Below are 18,156 nucleotides of genomic sequence, written 5' to 3' on the forward strand. Positions count from 1 at the left end.
CGCAGCCACTACGGCAACGGCGGCGCTTCCTCCGGCACCCGGATAAACACACTGTACTTGGCGCCCTCCATGGCTTCGAACGCGATCAGTTTGTCCACCAGCGGCAAGTTCAGCACCTTGCCGGCATTAAGCAGCAACATGCCATTGTCGGCATTGAGGTTGCGCGCCAGCACCATGCCTTCGGCCAGTTCGCGGGTGCCCATGACCTTGACGTTGGGGTCGCCCAGGGTCACGTCGCTGAGGAAAGTGGCGCAGGCCAGCACAAAGGCCTCGACCAGTTGCGGGTCGTAAAGGCGCCCGGCGTACTTGCGGATATACAGCAGCGCTTCGTCGCTGTTCAAATGCCGCTCGAGGATCAGGCCTTTTTGCAGCTCGATGAAGTCCACCGCCAGTTTCAGCAGGCGCGAACCGGCGGGGATCGCCTCGCCCTTGAGGTGATCGGGAAAGCCGCTGCCGTCCCAGCGCTCCTGGTGATGACGAATGATACGCGCGGCATCCTTCATCGGTTCCAGGGTCATCAGCAACGATTCGCTCTGCGTCGGGTACTCGCGGTACAGCCCGCGGTCGGTACTGTGCAGCCGGTCCGATGGCGCGATCATCATGCTGTCGGTCCAGCTCAATTTGCCGATATTGTATAACGCTGCGGCCATGGTCAGGTCGCGGGTACTGGCTTCGTCCATGGCCTGGCTGGCGCAGTACACGCGGATCAGCTCGATCAAGGCGCGGTTGGTCTGTTTGTCCTTGGGTAAGCGCAGGTTGGCCAGCAACGAGAACACTTCGGTGCCGGTCACGTAGCTGCGCTTGAGCTCGTCGTAGGCCAGGTCGAGCATGTCGGCGGTCTGCTGCAATTCAGCAGTACGCGCCACCACGCGTTTTTCCAGCGTAGCGTTGAGTACCTTGAGCTGCTCGTTCTGCCCGTGGGCCAGGCGTTGCAGGCGCTGATGCTCGAGGACCTGCTGCAACACCAGCGGCAGCTCCTCGTCATTCCAGGGTTTGCTGATGTAGCGGTGGATCTGCCCGTCGTTGATTGCCTTGATGATGGTGGTCAGGTCAGCGTAGCCGGTCAGCAGGATACGACCGGTGGTGGGATACAGACGATGCACCTCGGCCAACAGCGTTGCCCCGTCCATGCCGGGCATGCGTGCATCGCTCATTACCAGGTCAATGGGCCGACCGGCCATGATCTCGAGGGCCTGGGCGCCGCTGGTCGCCAACACCACGTCGTAGGGCTGGCTACGCAGCAGGCGGCGCAGGCTGTTGAGAATCGACTCTTCATCGTCCACAAGCAGCACAGCCGGCTTGGTAGCGAGTGGTTCATCCATGGTAACTCTGCCTTAATAAAACCAAGTTGGGCTACATTGAGCCGTTGTATCGTGCCGTGCTCCGTCGCTGACGGGCCTCATACAGCAATCGCTGTTGATTTGACGCCAACTGGCCGTCGATATCAAGGGAGCTCGACTATGCTGTCATAGTCAGTTCGCGCCCCGCTCGAGCGAGGACCAGGGAAGGAAGCGTTATGCTATCAAGCCGTTTACCATTACCGAGCGCATCATGAACGCCAAGGCTGTGCGGGCCAACCGCCGCATTCTGATCGTGGATGACACCGCCTCGATCCACCAGGACTTTCGCAAGATCCTGTGTGCCGATGAACAGGGTGAGCAAACCCTCGACAGCCTGGAGTCCACCCTCTTTGGCACGACTGCGCCGGTGCGCCACGGCTTCGAGCTTGACTCCGCCTACCAGGGCGAGGAAGCACTGGCGCTGGTCAACACAGCCCTGGCCGCCAATGCCCCCTACGCCATGGTGTTTATCGATATGCGCATGCCGCCTGGCTGGGATGGCCTGCAAACCATCGAGCAGCTGTGGACGGCCGATCCCAACCTGCAAATCGCCCTGTGCACCGCCTATTCGGACTACTCCTTCGAAGCCATCGAAGCGCGGCTGAAATACGACGACCAGTTGCTGATTCTGAAAAAGCCCTTCGACCCCCTGGAAATCCGCCAGATGGCCAGCGCCCTGACCTGGAAATGGCAACTGGCCCAGGATGTAGCCCTCAAGGTGATCGGCCTGGAACGCACCATTGAGGAACGTGTGCAAGAGCTGCTCAAGGTCTCGCATTTGTTGCAATACGACGCGCTCACGGCTTTGCCCAACAGCACCTTGCTGGGCGACCGGCTGACCCAGGCGATCGCCTTGGGCCGGCGGCACGACACGCAACTGGCGGTGATGTTCCTCGGGCTCGACCGCTTCAAGCGCATCAACAACGCCCTGGGTTACCCGGTGGGCGACGAGCTGCTGCAGCAGGTCAGCCAAAGCCTGGCGACGACGGTGCGGGCCTCGGACTCGGTGTTTCGTTATGGCTCCGATGAGTTCGTGATCCTGCTCAACGACATCCAGCATCCCCAGCAAACCCAGCATATTGCGCAGAAGGTGCTCAAGGCGGTCAGCGTGACTCGCCACGTGGCGGGGCATGACCTGAGCATCACCGCCAGCCTGGGGATCAGTATCTGCCCCAATGACAGCGCCCACGCGGTGGCGTTGATCAAGCATGCGGAAACTGCCATGCACACCAGCAAGGAGCGTGGCCCGAACGACTTCAGCTTCTATACCGAAGACATGAACCGGCGCGCCCAGCACCAGCAACACCTGGAAAGCGCGCTGCGCCAGGCCCTGGAGCGGGATGAACTCACTCTGCACTACCAACCCAAGCTGGCGCTGAAAACCGGGCGCATCGTCGGTGCCGAAGCGCTGGCCCGCTGGTTCCAGCCGCGTGCAGGCTGGATCAGCCCGGCGGACTTCATTCCGGTTGCCGAAGACAGTGGGCTGATCGTGCGCCTGACCCAATGGGTGTTGCGCCAGGCTTGCGAACAAGCCCAGGCATGGCGGGCCATGGGCCTGCCGCCCTTGCCGATCTCGGTGAATATCTCGGCCATCGACTTCCGCCAGCGCGACTTTGTTGACAACCTGGCCGTCATCCTCCAACACACCGGCCTGCCACCTACCCTGCTGGAACTGGAGATCACCGAAAGCGTACTGATGCAGAACGTCGATGCCACTGTAGAGAGGCTGCACCGGATCAAGGCCATGGGCGTGCGCCTGGCCCTGGATGATTTCGGCACTGGCTACTCCAGCCTCAGCTACCTGCGGCGCTTTCCCATCGACGTGCTGAAAATCGACCAATCCTTCGTGCGCGGCCTGAGTGTAAATAACCAGGACGCACAACTGATCAGCGCTATCATCGGCATGGGCAAGAGCCTGGAGCTGAACATCATCGCCGAAGGCGTGGAAACCGTTGAACAGTTGAAATTCCTGCAAGCCCAGCAGTGCGAGGAAGGCCAGGGTTTTCTCTTCAGCAAGGCCTTGCCGGCCGAGGATTTCGCCCAGTTGCTGCAAGCGGGTGGCGCAACACTGATGCCCGATCAATAACCCATTGCTTGCAAGGAGTGCTCGCTTGAGCGATGTCTCGATTTGCCGCCTCGGCCTGATATGGCTGCTGGGGTCGGGCCTGGCGGTGCCCTTGATGGCCGCACCGTTGGACGAAGCGCTCAAGCCCCTGCCGGCCATTGCGACACTTGACCCGGCAAAGGTCGAACTGGGCCACCAGCTGTTCAATGAACCACGGCTGTCGGTCAACAACACGCTGTCCTGCGCCAGCTGCCACCATCTGCAAACCAATGGTGCCGATGACAAAGCCTTCTCCCTGGGCTTTGACGGCAAGCCGGTGCCCCTCAATACGCCCACCGTGTTCAACGCCAGCCTGAACTTCAAGCAGTTCTGGGATGGCCGGGTCGATACCCTGCAAGCGCAGGTCGAACACGTGGTGATCAGCCCGCTGGAAATGGGCAGTGACTGGAAAACCGTGGTGCAGAACCTGTCCGCCCTGCCCGTCTACCAGAACGCGTTCAAGCAGGCATACCCCGACGGCGTCACCGCCGCCAATGTGCAAGACGCCCTGGCCACCTATGAGCGTACGCTGCTGACCCCCAACTCGCGGTTTGACCAGTACCTGCTGGGTAATACCGAGATCCTGACGATCCAGGAAAAGTACGGCTACCAGCGCTTCAAGGACTACGGCTGCATCGCCTGCCACCAGGGGGTGAATATCGGCGGCAACATGTTCCAGAAGTTCGGCGTGATGGGCGACTATTTCAAGGCCCGCGGCAACCCGCTGGAATCGGACCTTGGCCGCTACCTGGTGACCCAGGATGAAGAAGACCGGCATGTGTTCAAGGTACCCAGCCTGCGAAATGTGGCGGTCACCGCGCCGTACTTCCACGACGCCTCGGCCAAGACCCTGGAAGAAGCCGTCGACGTGATGTTCAAATACCAGCTGGGACGCACGCCGAGCCAGGAAGACAAGGACCTGATTATCCAGTTTCTCAAGACCTTGACCGGCGAATGGGCGGGCAAGCCACTATGAAATTGCGCTCGCCGCTGTCCCGCCGTCGCACCAGCCAACTGCTACTGGGCCTGATAACCCTGCTGCTGGCCTCGACGCTGGTGTTTTTGTACCTGAAGTCCTCCCGCGACCAGACGGCCAGCTACACACAATCCAGGGACCTGATCCGCCAGCTCCAGCAACTCAATGCCCAGTGGGACAGCGAAGTGCTCAAGGCCCGCATCGCGATCACCCACAACTACGATCCCCTGGTCACGCCGCTGGCGGAAATGACGCGGCTATGGGCTGACCTGCAGAACCGCGACACCTATCACAACCCGGTTGACCTGCCGCGTTGGCGCAGCAGCCAGGAAGCCTATCAGGCCGCCATTCAGGAAAAGGCGCGATTGGTGGACCAGTTCAAATCCCACAACGCGGTATTGCGCAACTCCCTGGCCTTTCTGCCGACGGCCGAAGACGATATCCAGGCCCAATTCAATGAAATTGACGATGAAGGCCGGCTGCGCCTGCAAGGCGTGGCCACCGACACCTACGACCTGCTGCTCAGCAGCCTGGAGTTTGCCCAGGTTACCAGCGACGAGCGCGCTGCCGATATCCTGGTAGGCCTGGGCAAGCTGGCGATCAACAAAGAGAGCCTGCCCAGCGACTTCCAGGCGCCGGTGGAGATCCTCAGCAATCACATCTCGCTGATCCTGCGCGAGCAGCCACTGGTCAACAGCCTGCTTGAGCAGATCGCAGCCGTCCCGGTGGGCGAGCGCCTGGATGAGCTGACCACCCATCTCAACCAGGACCAGCAGACCGCCGACCTCATCGATCACCAATACCATCGCTACCTGTTGATCTTCTCGACCTTGCTGGTGGTGTTGCTGCTCTACCTGGCGATGCGGCTGTTGCGCAGTTTCTCCGAGATCAACCGGGTCAATCGCGCCTTGCAGGCGGCCAACGAAACCCTGGAGCAACGGGTGGAACGCCGCACCCAACAGCTCAAGGATGCCCAGAGCGAGCTGATGGACAGCGCCCGCCAGGCCGGCATGGCCGAGATCGCCACCAACGTGCTGCACAATGTCGGCAACGTGCTCAACAGCGTGAATATCTCCGCCGACCTGGTCACGCGCACATTGCGCAATAGCAAGGCAAGGGGCCTGGGCAAGGCTATGCAATTGCTCAACGAGCACCCCGGCGACCTGGGTACCTTCCTTACCGAGGATGCCAAAGGCAAATTGCTGCCGGGCTACTTGAACCAACTGGTGGACGCGATTGCGCTTGAACAGCAAGGCATGGCCGATGAGCTGACGCAATTGAGCAAGAGCGTCGACCACATCAAGGACATCGTCTCGACCCAACAGTCCTACGCCGGGGCCTCATCACTGCTCGAACCCGTCGACATCGGCGCCCTGATGGACGACGCCCTGCGCATGAACGCCGGCGCCCTGAGCCGTCATCACGTCACCGTGGTCAAGGAGTACGCGCAGGTGCCGCAGATTCTCGGCGACAAGCACCGGCTGCTGCTGATCATGGTCAACCTGATCAGCAACGCCAAGTACGCCATGACCGGCCTCAGCGACCGGCCACGCCAGATGACCCTGACGGTGCTGCCGGGGGCTGATGACACCTTGAAGATCAGCGTGAAGGATGACGGCGAAGGGATACCGCCCGAAAACATGATCCGGATCTTCACCCACGGCTTTACCACGCGCAAGGAAGGCCATGGCTTCGGCCTGCACAGCTGCGCCCTGGCGGCAGTGGAAATGAATGGCCAGCTCAGCGCCCACAGCGACGGGCCGGGCCGTGGTGCTGTGTTTACCTTGACCATCCCTCTCACCCACGCCGGAACAACCCCATGAACCAACCGCCCAACCGGCGCGTCCTGCTGATTGATGACACGCCATCCATTCATGATGATTTTCGCAAGATCCTGATGCCTGCGATGGAATCCAACCAGGCGTTGGACGCGATGGAATCAGCCCTGTTTGGTGAAACCGCCAAACCCCAGGCCCAGGCGTTCGAGCTGCACTCGGCCTATGGCGGCGAAGAAGGCCTGGGCTTGCTGACCACGGCCATGGCCGAAAAACGCCCCTATGCCTTGGCCTTTGTCGACATGCGCATGCCTCAGGGCTGGGACGGTGCCCGCACGATCGAAGAATTGTGGAAAGTTGCCCCCGACCTGCAAGTGGTGGTGTGTACCGCGTACTCCGATTACTCCTGGGAAGACCTGCTGTTTCGCCTGCATGCCCACGAGCGCTTGCTGATCCTGAAAAAACCCTTCGACAACATTGAAGTCCAGCAAATGGCCAACACCCTGGCCAACAAATGGGACATGGCCCGCCGCGCCTCCCTGCAAACCGAGAAGCTGGAGCAACTGGTGGCACAGCGCACCCAGGCGCTGCAACTGGAAATCGACGAGCGCAAGCTGTTGGAAAGCCAACTGGTGCAATCGGAGAAACTCGCCTCACTGGGGCAACTCGCAGCCGGAGTCGCCCATGAGATCAACAACCCGGTAGGCTTCATTTCCTCCAACCTCAGTACCCTCGACAGTTACTTCAATCGACTGCAGCAGATGCTCGAGGCCTACCAGCACAGCGAAGCGTTCATTACGGCGCAGGACCAACGCGATCAACTCCAGGCACTGCGCACGACGCTGGAGTTGGACTTTCTCAGGGAGGACATTCCGATCCTGATACGCGAATCCAAGGAGGGCATTGGCCGCGTGGTACAGATCGTCAAGGACCTGAAGAATTTCTCACGAGTGGATAACGACCAGACCTGGCAGTTCGCCAACTTGCAGCACGGCATCGATTCAACATTGAATATTGTCGCCAGCGAACTCAAGTACAAGGCAGACGTGATCAAGCACTATGCGCCCTTGCCAGACATCGAATGCCTGGCCTCGCAGCTCAACCAGGTAGTGATGAACCTGGTGATCAACGCAGCCCAAGCCATGGGCCCAGAGCGCGGCACCATCACCATCAGCAATGGCGTGGAAGGCGAGAACATCTGGCTGGAAGTGGCCGACAACGGTTGTGGGATTGCCCCGCAGACCATGCAGAAGATCTTCGACCCGTTTTTTACCACCAAGCCGGTGGGTGAAGGTACGGGGCTGGGATTGTCACTGTCCTACGGCATCGTCAAGAAACACCACGGCGACATATCAGTCAGCAGCGAACCGGGCAAGGGCACCACATTTCGGGTGGTCCTGCCGATTCGGCAGACGGCGGCGTAGGGCACGCCGCCGGCTCATACTCATTGCTCGGCTTTTTTCGGGCTTGAGCCAAACGACGCGAAACGCTTGTTGAACCCGGCGATGCGGCCTTCGGCCTGGGTCTTGCGCTGCTGGCCGGTGTAGATCGGGTGCGATGCGCTGGACACGTCCAATGGAATGTAGGGATAGGTATTGCCATCGGTGTGCTTGTAGGTGCGATCACTGTCGGCGGTGGAGCCGATCAGGAAGAACACATCGGCGGCAGTGTCGTGAAACAGCACGGTGCGATAGTCGGGATGGATACCAGCTTTCATAAGGCCTCCGGGGAGTCTGGATGTATTTAGTGTTATACAGTAACACACAAAATCGCTTCCAAACGAGAACCAATTGCGATATTGGTAAAGCGCAAAGGTCTATGGGGGCTCCCAGAAGCTGTGACCCACGAAACGCCCGCTCGCCGGGTTTGCCCGGAAAACGCGGTGAATCAAGCCCACCTCATAGGAGCCCCAGCCGCTTTAACCCAACGGCCTTAACTGCGCACAGCATCCAATGCTGACTTGACCACCTCCGGCGTGGACTCGTTATTGCGCACCGTATCGGCATAGGCTTCGGCGATACCCTTGTAGTCGCCACTCGTAGCACTGGCAAGGGCCTTATCCAAACCATCAGCCCGGGTTTTGTCAAAACCGGCCTTGGCTCCCTCGATGGCCCCGCCTATCCCCGGTTCCGAATTGCTGATCCCATTGGCCATATTGCTGAGCCCGGGAAACATCCAAGTATATTCTCCGACCTTACCAGCGAACCACTGGAAATCGTTTTTGATCGTACCGTCCTCCCTGACATAGCTGTCGTTGGTGGGATCGAGGCGATGATCGTCTCGCAGGGCGGTATAACCCTGCTCAGTAAAGTCCTTCCACATGCCTGCCGGCGTACCACGCCTGGCATCGCCGCTGCTGGTAATGCCTTCAAGCACGCCATTGTCATGGGATTTGCCACGGTCTTTGCCCGTCGCCGATAACGACGTATCGATATAGTTGAGTACCCTCGCTGCGTTGAATGCTGCGTCGGCTCGTGCGTCCGGGTCCGGGTTATTAATGGTCCAATCACCCAGACGTTTATAAGCCAATGAACGATTGATATCTTTCTCATCACCAAGGTTCTTGAGGATCGGGTTGTCCTCAATGATTTGTTCAGCGGAGCGGGTATCACCCGGCGGGCGGCCCGTGGAGAAATCCGGCTTTAGCCGCACGTCCTGCTCGGGCTTCTCGATACCTTCCATCCGTTTGTGCGCTTGGGCGATATGCGCAGCAACCTTTTCCTCATGATCATCGGCTAAGTAATCTGAAGCGTTAAAGATACGTCCACTATCACCAACATCGCTCAATATAGTCATACAAAAATCACTTGTTCTAGTCGTTATAAACTCCGTCTCGAAAAATGCGTCCTTGGCCTACCAGCGCGATCTGGTCACACCCAGATGCCGAAGGTGCCTAAAGAGTGGTAACGCTGCAGTCATTGATTCCTCTATGACGTTGATAGATATTTTTTACTGTACAAAGATTCGCACGCACAAATACGCGACCGGAAGATCAATCCTTGTCCGTGCTTTATCGACAGGCGCAGAATGGGTAATCGACCTTCAGAGTTGAAACCAAGGAAAACCGTATGAGCCTGTCTTTGTTAAGCCGTTACGCCTTCTTTGCCGTGTGCGTCATTTTCACCCTCGCCAGCCTCCCCTTTATCCAACATGAATGGCTGTGTCCCTTCACACTGGTCACCGGCATCCTCAGCCTGATTGGTATTTTCGACCTGCTGCAAAGCCCCCACGCGGTGCGCCGCAACTATCCGATCCTGGGCAATATCCGTTACCTGGTGGAAGGTATCCGCCCGGAAATCCGCCAGTACCTGCTGGAGTCCGACAGCGACGCGTTGCCCTTCTCCCGGGCCCAGCGTTCACTGGTGTACTCGCGCGCCAAGAATGAAACGGCAGACAAACCCTTCGGCACCTTGATTGACGTGTACCAGTCGGGCTTCGAATTTATCGGCCACTCCATGCGCCCGGCACCGTTGAGTGACCCCAGTGCCTTTCGCGTGATGGTCGGCGGCCCACAGTGCACGCAGCCGTACTCGGCGTCGGTGTTCAATATCTCGGCGATGAGCTTTGGCTCGTTGAGTGCCAACGCGATCCGCGCCCTCAACCAGGGCGCCAAGCTCGGCAATTTTGCCCATGACACCGGCGAAGGCAGCATCAGCCCCTACCATCGTGAAAATGGCGGCGACCTGACCTGGGAACTGGGCAGCGGCTACTTCGGCTGCCGCACCAGCGACGGCCGTTTTGACCCGGAACGCTTCGCCGCGCAGGCGCAGAACCTGCAAGTGCGCATGATTGAAATCAAGATGAGCCAGGGCGCCAAGCCCGGCCATGGCGGGATTCTGCCCAAGCACAAGGTCACCCAGGAAATCGCCGAAACCCGCGGCATCATGATGGGCGAAGACTGCATCTCGCCGTCGCGGCACAGTGCGTTTTCCACGCCGATCGAGCTGATGCAGTTCATTGCCCAGTTGCGTGAACTGTCCGGCGGTAAGCCCGTAGGCTTCAAGTTTTGCCTGGGCCACCCCTGGGAATTCATGGGCATCGCCAAGGCCATGCTCGAAACCGGCATCCTCCCGGACTTTATCGTGGTCGATGGCAAGGAAGGCGGCACCGGCGCAGCTCCGGTGGAGTTCACCGACCATATCGGCGTGCCATTGCGTGAGGGCCTGCTGTTTGTGCACAACACCCTGGTGGGCCTGAACCTGCGCGACAAGATCAAGCTGGGTGCCAGCGGCAAGATCGTCAGCGCCTTCGATATCGCCAGCGTCCTGGCCATCGGCGCCGACTGGGCCAACTCGGCGCGCGGCTTTATGTTCGCCATCGGCTGCATTCAGTCGCAGTCGTGCCACACCAACAAATGCCCGACTGGCGTCGCTACTCAAGACCCACTGCGCCAACGCGCACTGGTGGTGCCGGACAAAGCCCAGCGCGTGTTCAACTTCCACCGCAACACCCTGCACGCCTTGGCGGAAATGCTCGCCGCTGCCGGCCTGGATCATCCCTCGCAGTTGTCGGCCAAACACTTGGTGCGACGCATGTCGGCGACAGAGATCAAGCTGTTCTCGCAGCTGCATGTGTTCTTGAAGCCAGGCGAATTGCTCACAGGTGAAGTGAACGGCGAGTTCTATTCGCGTATGTGGCAGATGGCGCGGGCGGATAGTTTTGAGCCCCATGAAGTAGCCGCTGCCTGAGGACGCCCGCCATGTTGAAAGTCATCGCCGAAGATTTCATCCGGCCTGAACACTTGGAGACCGTGCGGCCGTGGTACGCCGAACTGGTGGAGAAAACCCGTCAGGAACCGCTGTGCATCGCCTACGATCTGTTCGTTGACCAGAAAGACCTGGGACACTTTATTTTTATCGAACAGTGGCCCGATCAGGCGGCGCTGGATGCGCACTGCCAGACCGAGCATTTCACGCGGTTGGTGCCGCAGATCAACGCCTACCAGGCCGAGCCGTGCAGGTTCTTGTTGATGGACGCTTTCTGAAAGTAACCTTTGCCCGTTGAACCGGATCACCGACGGCATCGTTGAAAACAAGGAGATTCTCATGCCGTTATTCGACTTCGCCGCCATTGCAGAGCAATTACCCCAGAGCTGGAAATCCACCGGCCTGGGTCAGGTCGGCTCGGCGCGGATCAAGGTGTTACGCATGGATGAGCAGGCGTATGAAGAAGAAACCCATGGTTACAACGAAGGGCTGCTGGTAGTCAGCGGCCTGCTGCGCTTGAGCATCGCCGACAAGGAGATCCGAGTGGGTGCCGGCCAGATGTACCTTGTCGAAGCGGGTACTGCTCATGCAGTGCTGCCTGGTAGCGAAGGCACGCTGGTCATCATTGATGTCTAGAGACATCCAGTAATATCCATCCTTTGCATTTGCTTACAAATACCGCCAACCTGCGCCCGCCCGATGTGCGGCGTACGACAAGCCGCGCACTCACCTATCGTCATTCAACAACTTGTTCAAGAGCCCGCTGCCATGCTGAACGGACGCGACCCGCGCATCGATTTTTTTCGGGGCCTGGCGTTGATCTTCATTTTCTGGGATCACGTGCCCCACAACCCCTTCGGCCTGATCACCTTGCGTAACTTCGGCTTCAGCGACGCGGCGGAAGTCTTCGTATTTCTCGCCGGCTTCGCCTCAGTACTGGCCTACGGCAAAGTCCTGCAGCGCGAGGGCTACTGGATGGCCTGCTTGAAGATCCTGCGGCGCACCTGGGTGCTGTACGTGGTGCATATCTTCCTGCTGGCACTGTTGATGGGCATTGTGTTCTTCGCCAATAGCCATGTGGAAACCCGTGACCTCGTGGCGGAGATGGGCCTGACGCACTTCGTCACCCACCCGCAACAGGCGCTGACCGATGAGCTGCTGCTGCGCTTCAAGCCCAACCTGATGGACCCGTTGCCGCTGTATATCGTCTTGCTTGCCGGTTTGTCCGTGGTGCTGCCACTGATGGTGCGCGCTACCTGGGCGGTGGTGGGCGTTTCGCTGGTGGTGTACCTGCTGGCACCGTGGATGGGCTGGAACCTGCGGGCGATCGCCGATGGCGTGTGGTATTTCAACCCGGTCACCTGGCAATTGCTGTTTGTGCTGGGAGGCGCCGCGGCGATCCACAGCCAGCGCCCCCGAGAGCCAGAGAAGCGCCCCTTGAAGCGTCAGCCGTTGTTTGTCGCAGCGGCGCTGTACGTGCTGGTGGCTGGCGTAATCACGCTGTCGTGGCTCTGGCCTGAGGTTCATGACGCAGTGATGCCGACCGCGCTCAGCAACCTGCTGTACCCCATCAGCAAGACCGACCTGTCGCCGGTGCGCCTGGTGCATTTCCTTGCCCTGGCCTATGTCACCGCCAAGCTGCTGCCCGAACGGGGCTGGACGCAAAACCCGCTGGCCGAGCGCGTCTGCCAGATGGGCCGCTATTCACTCGAGGTGTTTTGCCTGGGTGTGGTGCTGGCGCCGCTGGCAGATATGCTCAATGCCCTGGCGGGTGACGCCATGGCCATGCAGTTGCTCACCGCCCTGGTCGGTGTGGTGCTGATGTCGGCTCTCGCAGCCTGGCTGGAGTTCAACAAACGCCTCAATCAGGCGCCGCGCGAAACGACGCTAAATAGGTAACCGCCGCCGGCAGCCACCAAGTGCTCAACGGACTGTCGGGTAACCTGCAGTCCCCGAATTCACTCGGCGCGATGTCATTGAGGATTGCGCATCAGCGGGAGTCGCTGGTTGGACTTATAGGCATGGCTTTTCGACGTCCCAAGAGTGTAATCAAGTAGGCGACGGAGTCGGCGTTGTTGAGCACTATAGTGATGCGTTTCAACGGATCATTGCGGAAAGCTTGCCGAGCATCGCTGAGGGTTTGCGTGCCCGTGGCGGCGAGCAGCCGGTTGAGAACAGGCGCCGTTGACGTGCCCTGGGCCGGGTCTGCTTTGAGACCGGTGGCGATGTCCACAACCTGGAACAATTCATGGGCCGGTGTGCTGAGCGACAGTCGCGAAAGCTGGCGGTTTTCGAGCACCCGTTTAGTGCTGATGCCGTCATGGGTCTGAGGGTCGATCAAGTCATGGAAGGGGTGGGTGGAATGCACGTAGGCCAAGTCCAACGTCTCACATTCATGATGAGAGATTTCGTGAATGAGCGTCGTCGCACGCGCATGAACGTTGACGTAAAAAGGTTTGATTAACAGACGATTGTATTTCAAGCCTGGGTTAAAAAAAGCCTCGGTCAAGTACAGCAATTGAAGAGGGTCAGGGACGATCGTGAACGCCATCACTTTATAGGTGCCCGTGAGCGCCGGCATTCGTGAGCGGCCGATGACAAATCGCGTTGAGTTCGGCGAGCTCAATGAGGGCTCCAGCAACGCGTTGCAGACCTTGTCGACCACCTCCTGGATTTTTTCAAGATGCTGGACCTCGAGAACCTGCAAGCCAAAAAACAGTTTGATCTGTTTGACCAGTTCAGGCTCGGCATGAGGCGTTTGCAGGAGCAGCCGCACGTTCTCCTGGGCGTTCTTTGCATAGAACGTCGCCATTGCCAGTGCCTCGGTGATCATCAATGATTCTTGCGCGTAAAGCGCGCGGATATCGCGCATGCCAATGGCCAATATATTCATATTGGGCCGTGCAAAGGGCTCCGAGTAGAAGCGATTGGTCAATCGTGCAACCGCTCTGCGGCCGGTCAGCAATGGGTCACTGCTACTGAGCATCCACTGTTGTTGCGTGTTGCTTTGCACCAAAGGGCCAATTTCTGCATCGCCGGTAATGTGCCAACCCAGGCCGAGCTTGATAACCCGGAAGACTTTGCCTGCCACGGCTGCGTAGTAGTGATTGGAAGCGGACCGGTAAAGGTTGAGGGCGGTGTCTTTAACCAGGCTGGCCAAGGTTGGCTCAAGGACTTCGAACCGTTGTAGCCGGGTGCGTTGCGCCGCGGTTATATCCAATGCGGGCCACGACACCACAGCCGTTGCAGAGTCAGGAGACGCCGGGGGGCTGCCGCTTTCTGGCACGGCGGGCCTGGAGCGGCGCAGGCTGGCCATCAGGGCAACGCCTGCGATGAAATGCCCAAGTGCCTCATGCCAGTTTTGGCTTTGCAGGTCATCGGCACTGTCTTTGAACAGCTTGAAGCTCTGCCAGACGATCAAGGGATAAGCCAGCTTGCCGGGAATGAACACGCTGGCAGCCTGTACGCCTGCCGAAAACACGGCCTTGACCATCTCCCAGGAGGCCTGCGCATTGGCTTTTTTCTGGCAGCCCAGCAGGCACGTCAGCAGCTCGGTATTATCGATGCACAACTGTTTGAACAGCGGTACGTTGATGGCGTCGTAAGCCAGTTTCACCCCTGTGCCTTTGAGGGCGTCTGTCAGCGTGGCCTGGTCGACTGCCGGGGTCACCTGCAACAGCCAACTCTTCAAGGCGCCTGGCGATGTCAGTCCAGCAACGAGCCCGGCCTCATCCGGATATTCCTTGAGGGCATGGCCAGGGCTATAAGGCGCATAGAGAACTAGAGGCGTCTTGTCAGCACCGGCACGGCTGATCAAGTACACCCCAGGCACCTTGAGGATGTTCTTCCCGGCATCGATCAGCACTTGCAGCGCACAGATGCTGGCATCGGCATCCACTACAGTCGCCCGGGCAGTCGCATCCGGCATATCCATGATCTGCTGGATAAGTCCGAAGGCCGTCGGTGACAGCTGGCCTTGCAATGTCAGGCTATGAGCGTATTGCATCAGTTGCCAAGGCAATTGCTTGGCGAACCGAGTAGAGCGTTGCACGAAGTCCGCACTGGCGGCGCCCAGGCGTAATTCGATGTAAGTCTTATAGGCCTCGTTGATCTTCAGCGCCTGGATACCATTGTTCAGTGTCTGCGAGTCCAGGGTGGCAGGCAGCATCGTTGTGCCGGTACCGGCAAAGAAAGGCACCTCATCCTTCCAATACGATTGATGACTCAGTGCATACGCCAGCAGCGGCTGATTGCGGGCAGGCTTGTCGCCCTGGGCCGGCAGGCCTACTTCGATTTCATCAGGACTGATGCTGATGCGCTCGTCCAGCGTCGTCAGCAAAGCACTGAGCTTTTTGCGCGTGAACTGAGCCAGCGAGTCGATCCCGTGCAGGTAATCCTGGTTGTCATTCACATTGTTTCGATACTGCTCCAGCAGTTCGGCATAGAGCTGTTGATCGACGGCACTGGACTGGCCCAACCACTGCAGACCATGTTGCACGATCATGGACTGGGCCATGTCCATGGCTCGCTGCACATTGGTGGGCGCCAGGCTTTGCGTGACTCGAACCTGCCATAGCTTGTGCAACTGCTGGGCAGACAGCTGCATCGACAGGATGTGTGCCAGCTCAAGGTCTTTTTGTTGGGCATGGGTTCGTTGAACGTGCTCAACAAGGTTGTCTTCGATCAGTTCAAGGCTACTGAGTGCATAGGTCGGGTAGGCCTGCCAGTCCGGTCGAGCCAGGTTCTCCAGGAAAACCTGGCGTTCGGCCGGATCTGCCAGGCGTTGATCCACGCAGGCTTTGAACTGACTTAATGAACGAAAACCTTCCAGCCCCAACGCAGGCGTCCATAGCAGAATGCGTCCTGAGTATTGCGGGTCCAGCCCACCGCGCTCGGTCAACACGAAGCAGTTCTTGAGGGCGTACGAGGTCACTTGCCCAATGATCGCCACCTTCAAGTAAAACGCATCAGGGCGGAACCCGTTGACACTCAGGCGCAGGTCCCTGGCATAAATACCCAGCACGCTCGACAGCACCTCGTAGTCGATCGGTAACACAGCGTTGTTCCAGAGCCTGAGCTGCATTTCCGCGATCAGGCCCATCTCCATGGCTTTTCTCAGCACCGGCTCCATGTTGGGGTACAGGCTGTGGGTCCGACGCAAATACTGGGTAAAACCACCCATGGCCGTTTCGATCAGATGATTGAAGGTCTTGACCTCCAAGCCGGAGATTTTGCTGGCGGCGTTGTCAGGTGCGGTTGAATAGAGCTGGGTGTCCGGCGAGTCGGTAAGTGGGCCTGCTTCACCACATAAGCGCGCCAGAAAATGCTCGACCATGCTGCTCGATGACAATATCTGAGGTTGTCCGGTGGCACTCGAGGGGCGGCTGTAATGGCGCACCGACAAGCACGCAGCCTGCAGGTGCGCGAGCTTGAGGCTGTGCAGTTTGGTATTCAGATAAGTAATGGCCGAGCGTTCCAGCGAGGGTCGCGACGATCGTTGCTGCTCGATTTCGGCAGCGACGTTTTCGAGCAAATGCACCGTGGTGCGCATCGCCAGGAGCGTTGGTGGAATCCTCGGTTGCAGCGCACTCGCCGTCCAGGCGGCCGCCAACTGCGTACTCCAGCGCCCCATGGGTTCGAGGGTCAATAGTGCTGGATCAACCATGCCGCGCACATCCAGCACATGGTCGACCAGCGCGTCGAGGTCCAGGGTGCCCTGGCTCAGGCGATACTGGTCCAGCGCATATCCAAGGTTGCGTCCTTGCTTTTGAATGATGCCTTCCAGGAGGCTTTGGAAAATACCCCCGGTGATGGGCGCGGGGGCGATGTCGCTGGTTTGCAGGTCGACTTCGCTGCAGCGTTCCGGTCTGGACAGATAGTTTCTCCAGGCAGTGGGATGCTGCTGGGGGTTCAGGTGACCGAGAAGGTAGGCTTTGAGTGAGTCCAACTCGGTAAACGGTTGTAAGCCCAGATGAGGGCTATAGAGCAGCCAGAGCGATGCCTCGCCGCTTTTGTCATGGCGGATAATCAAAGTGCTGGCCAACTCGGTCGAGGGCTGTCGCGGCCCCTCCAGAAGGGCTTTATCGACCGCCAGGGCGGGCGCGATGGTGATCGCGCCAGGGTCGGCCTTGAGCGGCAGCGCCTGCAGTTGCAGACGCTGCTCAGGCGAAATGATGCCTTGCTGTTGTTGGTCCAGCAGGGCGACGAGAAACCCATGGAACATCGCTTGGATAAACAACTGCTGTCGCGTCATTCCGGTCGAAGCCGGTTGCTGCCAAAACAACTTGGGCTGTTGCAGCATGTATGCGCTGAGCCCCTGGGCCAGCCCTTGGACTGAGGTTTCCCAGCGCAACTGATCATCGGCGCCCTGAGTCAATCGCTGGGGGTTGGAGTAATGCCGGGTTTCTCCCCTAGGCCAGCCATTGGCGACGAAATACATCAGCACGGTTTCATGCAGGAAGCGCATGGTGGTGTGTCGGGACGCTGGCGTATCGGTGTCACCGCAGGAGCTGGAAGTATCGACGAGTGTGCTCTGCACTTGAGTCTGGCGCTGGTCGATACCTGCGAAGGACTGGGCCATTTGTGCGGCGATGTATTCATCCAGCAGAGACATGAAACTGGGTAGATTGAGCAGTTCCTCGCGCATCAGGCGGGCATTTTCAAGCCGGTTGTTGGCGAGGGTCGCTTGCTGTGCTTCGAAGACAGCGCCAGCCACGGTTTGGGTGGAAATACTCAGGCTCGTCACCGACGCCAGCTGCGCTTGCTGGGCAATGGACAGGTAATCAAGCAACGGCTGGCGCTGCAGCGGATCCTTCAGCCAGGTTGCCAATTGGGTATTGAGAGCCCCACGGCTTTCCAGCTTTTCCAGGCCTCGAGCAGGTGTGTAGAGAAATACCCCTGTGCCTGGGGCGGGACTCATGACAAACGCGCCCGCCAGTTCAATCGGCTGTTCATCGGGTACGCTCAGGTGCAGAGTTTGCACATGCATCGGCGCTTTTTGTGCCTGGCGCAAGGCATCAGTGGCCAGATAGACAGTGTCGAGCCAGTCGAGGTCCTGGAGCGTGAAGTGGCGCGCGCTTTGGCGCTCGGTCAGTTGTGTACGGTCGGTTTGGGTTTCGCAAAAAAAATACGGAAGGTTATCGCTAGCCATCAAGTGCGCTCCATGCAGGCCTGGCTGCTGGATAAACAGCCATGAGTGATCCGGGAGGGTCACTCTGGCAGTTCAGGCTTGCGCCGATGCGCTATATATACAACG

Annotated in this window: 12 protein-coding genes; 8 read left to right on the plus strand and 4 right to left on the minus strand. The window is 59.1% G+C overall.

Annotation, left to right across the window (positions count from 1 at the left end):
• Positions 1-8 precede the first annotated feature (8 nt).
• Entirely contained in the window at positions 9-1,322 is a 1,314-nt protein-coding gene (locus ASD70_RS00635) for an HD domain-containing phosphohydrolase (RefSeq protein WP_046071127.1), read from the minus strand.
• A 229-nt stretch (positions 1,323-1,551) separates the two neighbouring features.
• On the opposite strand from ASD70_RS00635, the gene ASD70_RS00640 reads away from it, so the two are divergent.
• The 4 genes from ASD70_RS00640 to ASD70_RS00655 are packed head-to-tail and all read left to right on the plus strand — an operon-like array spanning position 1,552 to position 7,619.
• Positions 1,552-3,426 (plus strand): putative bifunctional diguanylate cyclase/phosphodiesterase, encoded by a 1,875-nt coding sequence (locus tag ASD70_RS00640; protein ID WP_046071126.1) that lies wholly within the window; start codon positions 1,552-1,554, stop codon positions 3,424-3,426.
• Between the two features lie 25 nt (positions 3,427-3,451).
• Positions 3,452-4,420: a cytochrome-c peroxidase gene (locus ASD70_RS00645; protein WP_046071125.1), complete on the plus strand. Its 969-nt coding sequence runs from the start codon at positions 3,452-3,454 to the stop codon at positions 4,418-4,420.
• Positions 4,417-6,243: a DAHL domain-containing protein gene (locus ASD70_RS00650; protein WP_236708681.1), complete on the plus strand. Its 1,827-nt coding sequence runs from the start codon at positions 4,417-4,419 to the stop codon at positions 6,241-6,243. Before ASD70_RS00645 ends, ASD70_RS00650 begins: the two co-directional genes overlap by 4 nt.
• Positions 6,240-7,619 carry an ATP-binding protein gene (locus tag ASD70_RS00655; protein WP_046071123.1) on the plus strand — a complete coding sequence of 460 codons (1,380 nt, stop codon included), beginning with the start codon at positions 6,240-6,242 and terminating at the stop codon, positions 7,617-7,619. Before ASD70_RS00650 ends, ASD70_RS00655 begins: the two co-directional genes overlap by 4 nt.
• A gap of 20 nt (positions 7,620-7,639) precedes the next feature.
• On the opposite strand, the gene ASD70_RS00660 is transcribed toward ASD70_RS00655, so the two are convergent.
• Both ASD70_RS00660 and ASD70_RS00665 read right to left on the minus strand, forming a co-directional pair.
• A complete protein-coding gene (locus ASD70_RS00660; protein WP_046071122.1) occupies positions 7,640-7,912 on the minus strand; it encodes a type B 50S ribosomal protein L31 in 273 nt (90 codons plus the stop codon).
• Positions 7,913-8,127: 215 nt separating this feature from the next.
• Positions 8,128-8,991 (minus strand): hypothetical protein, encoded by an 864-nt coding sequence (locus ASD70_RS00665; protein ID WP_233518667.1) that lies wholly within the window; start codon positions 8,989-8,991, stop codon positions 8,128-8,130.
• 272 nt (positions 8,992-9,263) lie between these two features.
• Here ASD70_RS00665 and ASD70_RS00670 point away from each other — a divergent pair, with 272 nt between their 5' ends.
• The 4 genes from ASD70_RS00670 (at position 9,264) to ASD70_RS00685 (ending at position 12,800) form a co-directional block, all read left to right on the plus strand.
• Positions 9,264-10,883 (plus strand): FMN-binding glutamate synthase family protein, encoded by a 1,620-nt coding sequence (locus ASD70_RS00670; RefSeq protein WP_056845429.1) that lies wholly within the window; start codon positions 9,264-9,266, stop codon positions 10,881-10,883.
• An 11-nt stretch (positions 10,884-10,894) separates the two neighbouring features.
• A complete protein-coding gene (locus tag ASD70_RS00675) occupies positions 10,895-11,179 on the plus strand; it encodes a putative quinol monooxygenase (protein WP_056845430.1) in 285 nt (94 codons plus the stop codon).
• A 61-nt stretch (positions 11,180-11,240) separates the two neighbouring features.
• On the plus strand, positions 11,241-11,537 hold the full coding sequence (locus ASD70_RS00680) for a cupin domain-containing protein (RefSeq protein WP_046071119.1): 297 nt from the start codon (positions 11,241-11,243) through the stop codon (positions 11,535-11,537).
• 132 nt (positions 11,538-11,669) lie between these two features.
• Positions 11,670-12,800, plus strand: coding sequence for an OpgC family protein (locus tag ASD70_RS00685; protein ID WP_056845431.1), 1,131 nt, complete (start codon positions 11,670-11,672; stop codon positions 12,798-12,800).
• A gap of 91 nt (positions 12,801-12,891) precedes the next feature.
• Here ASD70_RS00685 and ASD70_RS00690 read toward each other — a convergent pair whose 3' ends face one another.
• Positions 12,892-18,051 (minus strand): dermonecrotic toxin domain-containing protein, encoded by a 5,160-nt coding sequence (locus ASD70_RS00690; RefSeq protein WP_056845432.1) that lies wholly within the window; start codon positions 18,049-18,051, stop codon positions 12,892-12,894.
• Positions 18,052-18,156: the final 105 nt, after the last annotated feature.

The sequence above is a fragment of the Pseudomonas sp. Root569 genome (assembly GCF_001427465.1).
Lineage (GTDB): Bacteria > Pseudomonadota > Gammaproteobacteria > Pseudomonadales > Pseudomonadaceae > Aquipseudomonas > Aquipseudomonas synxantha.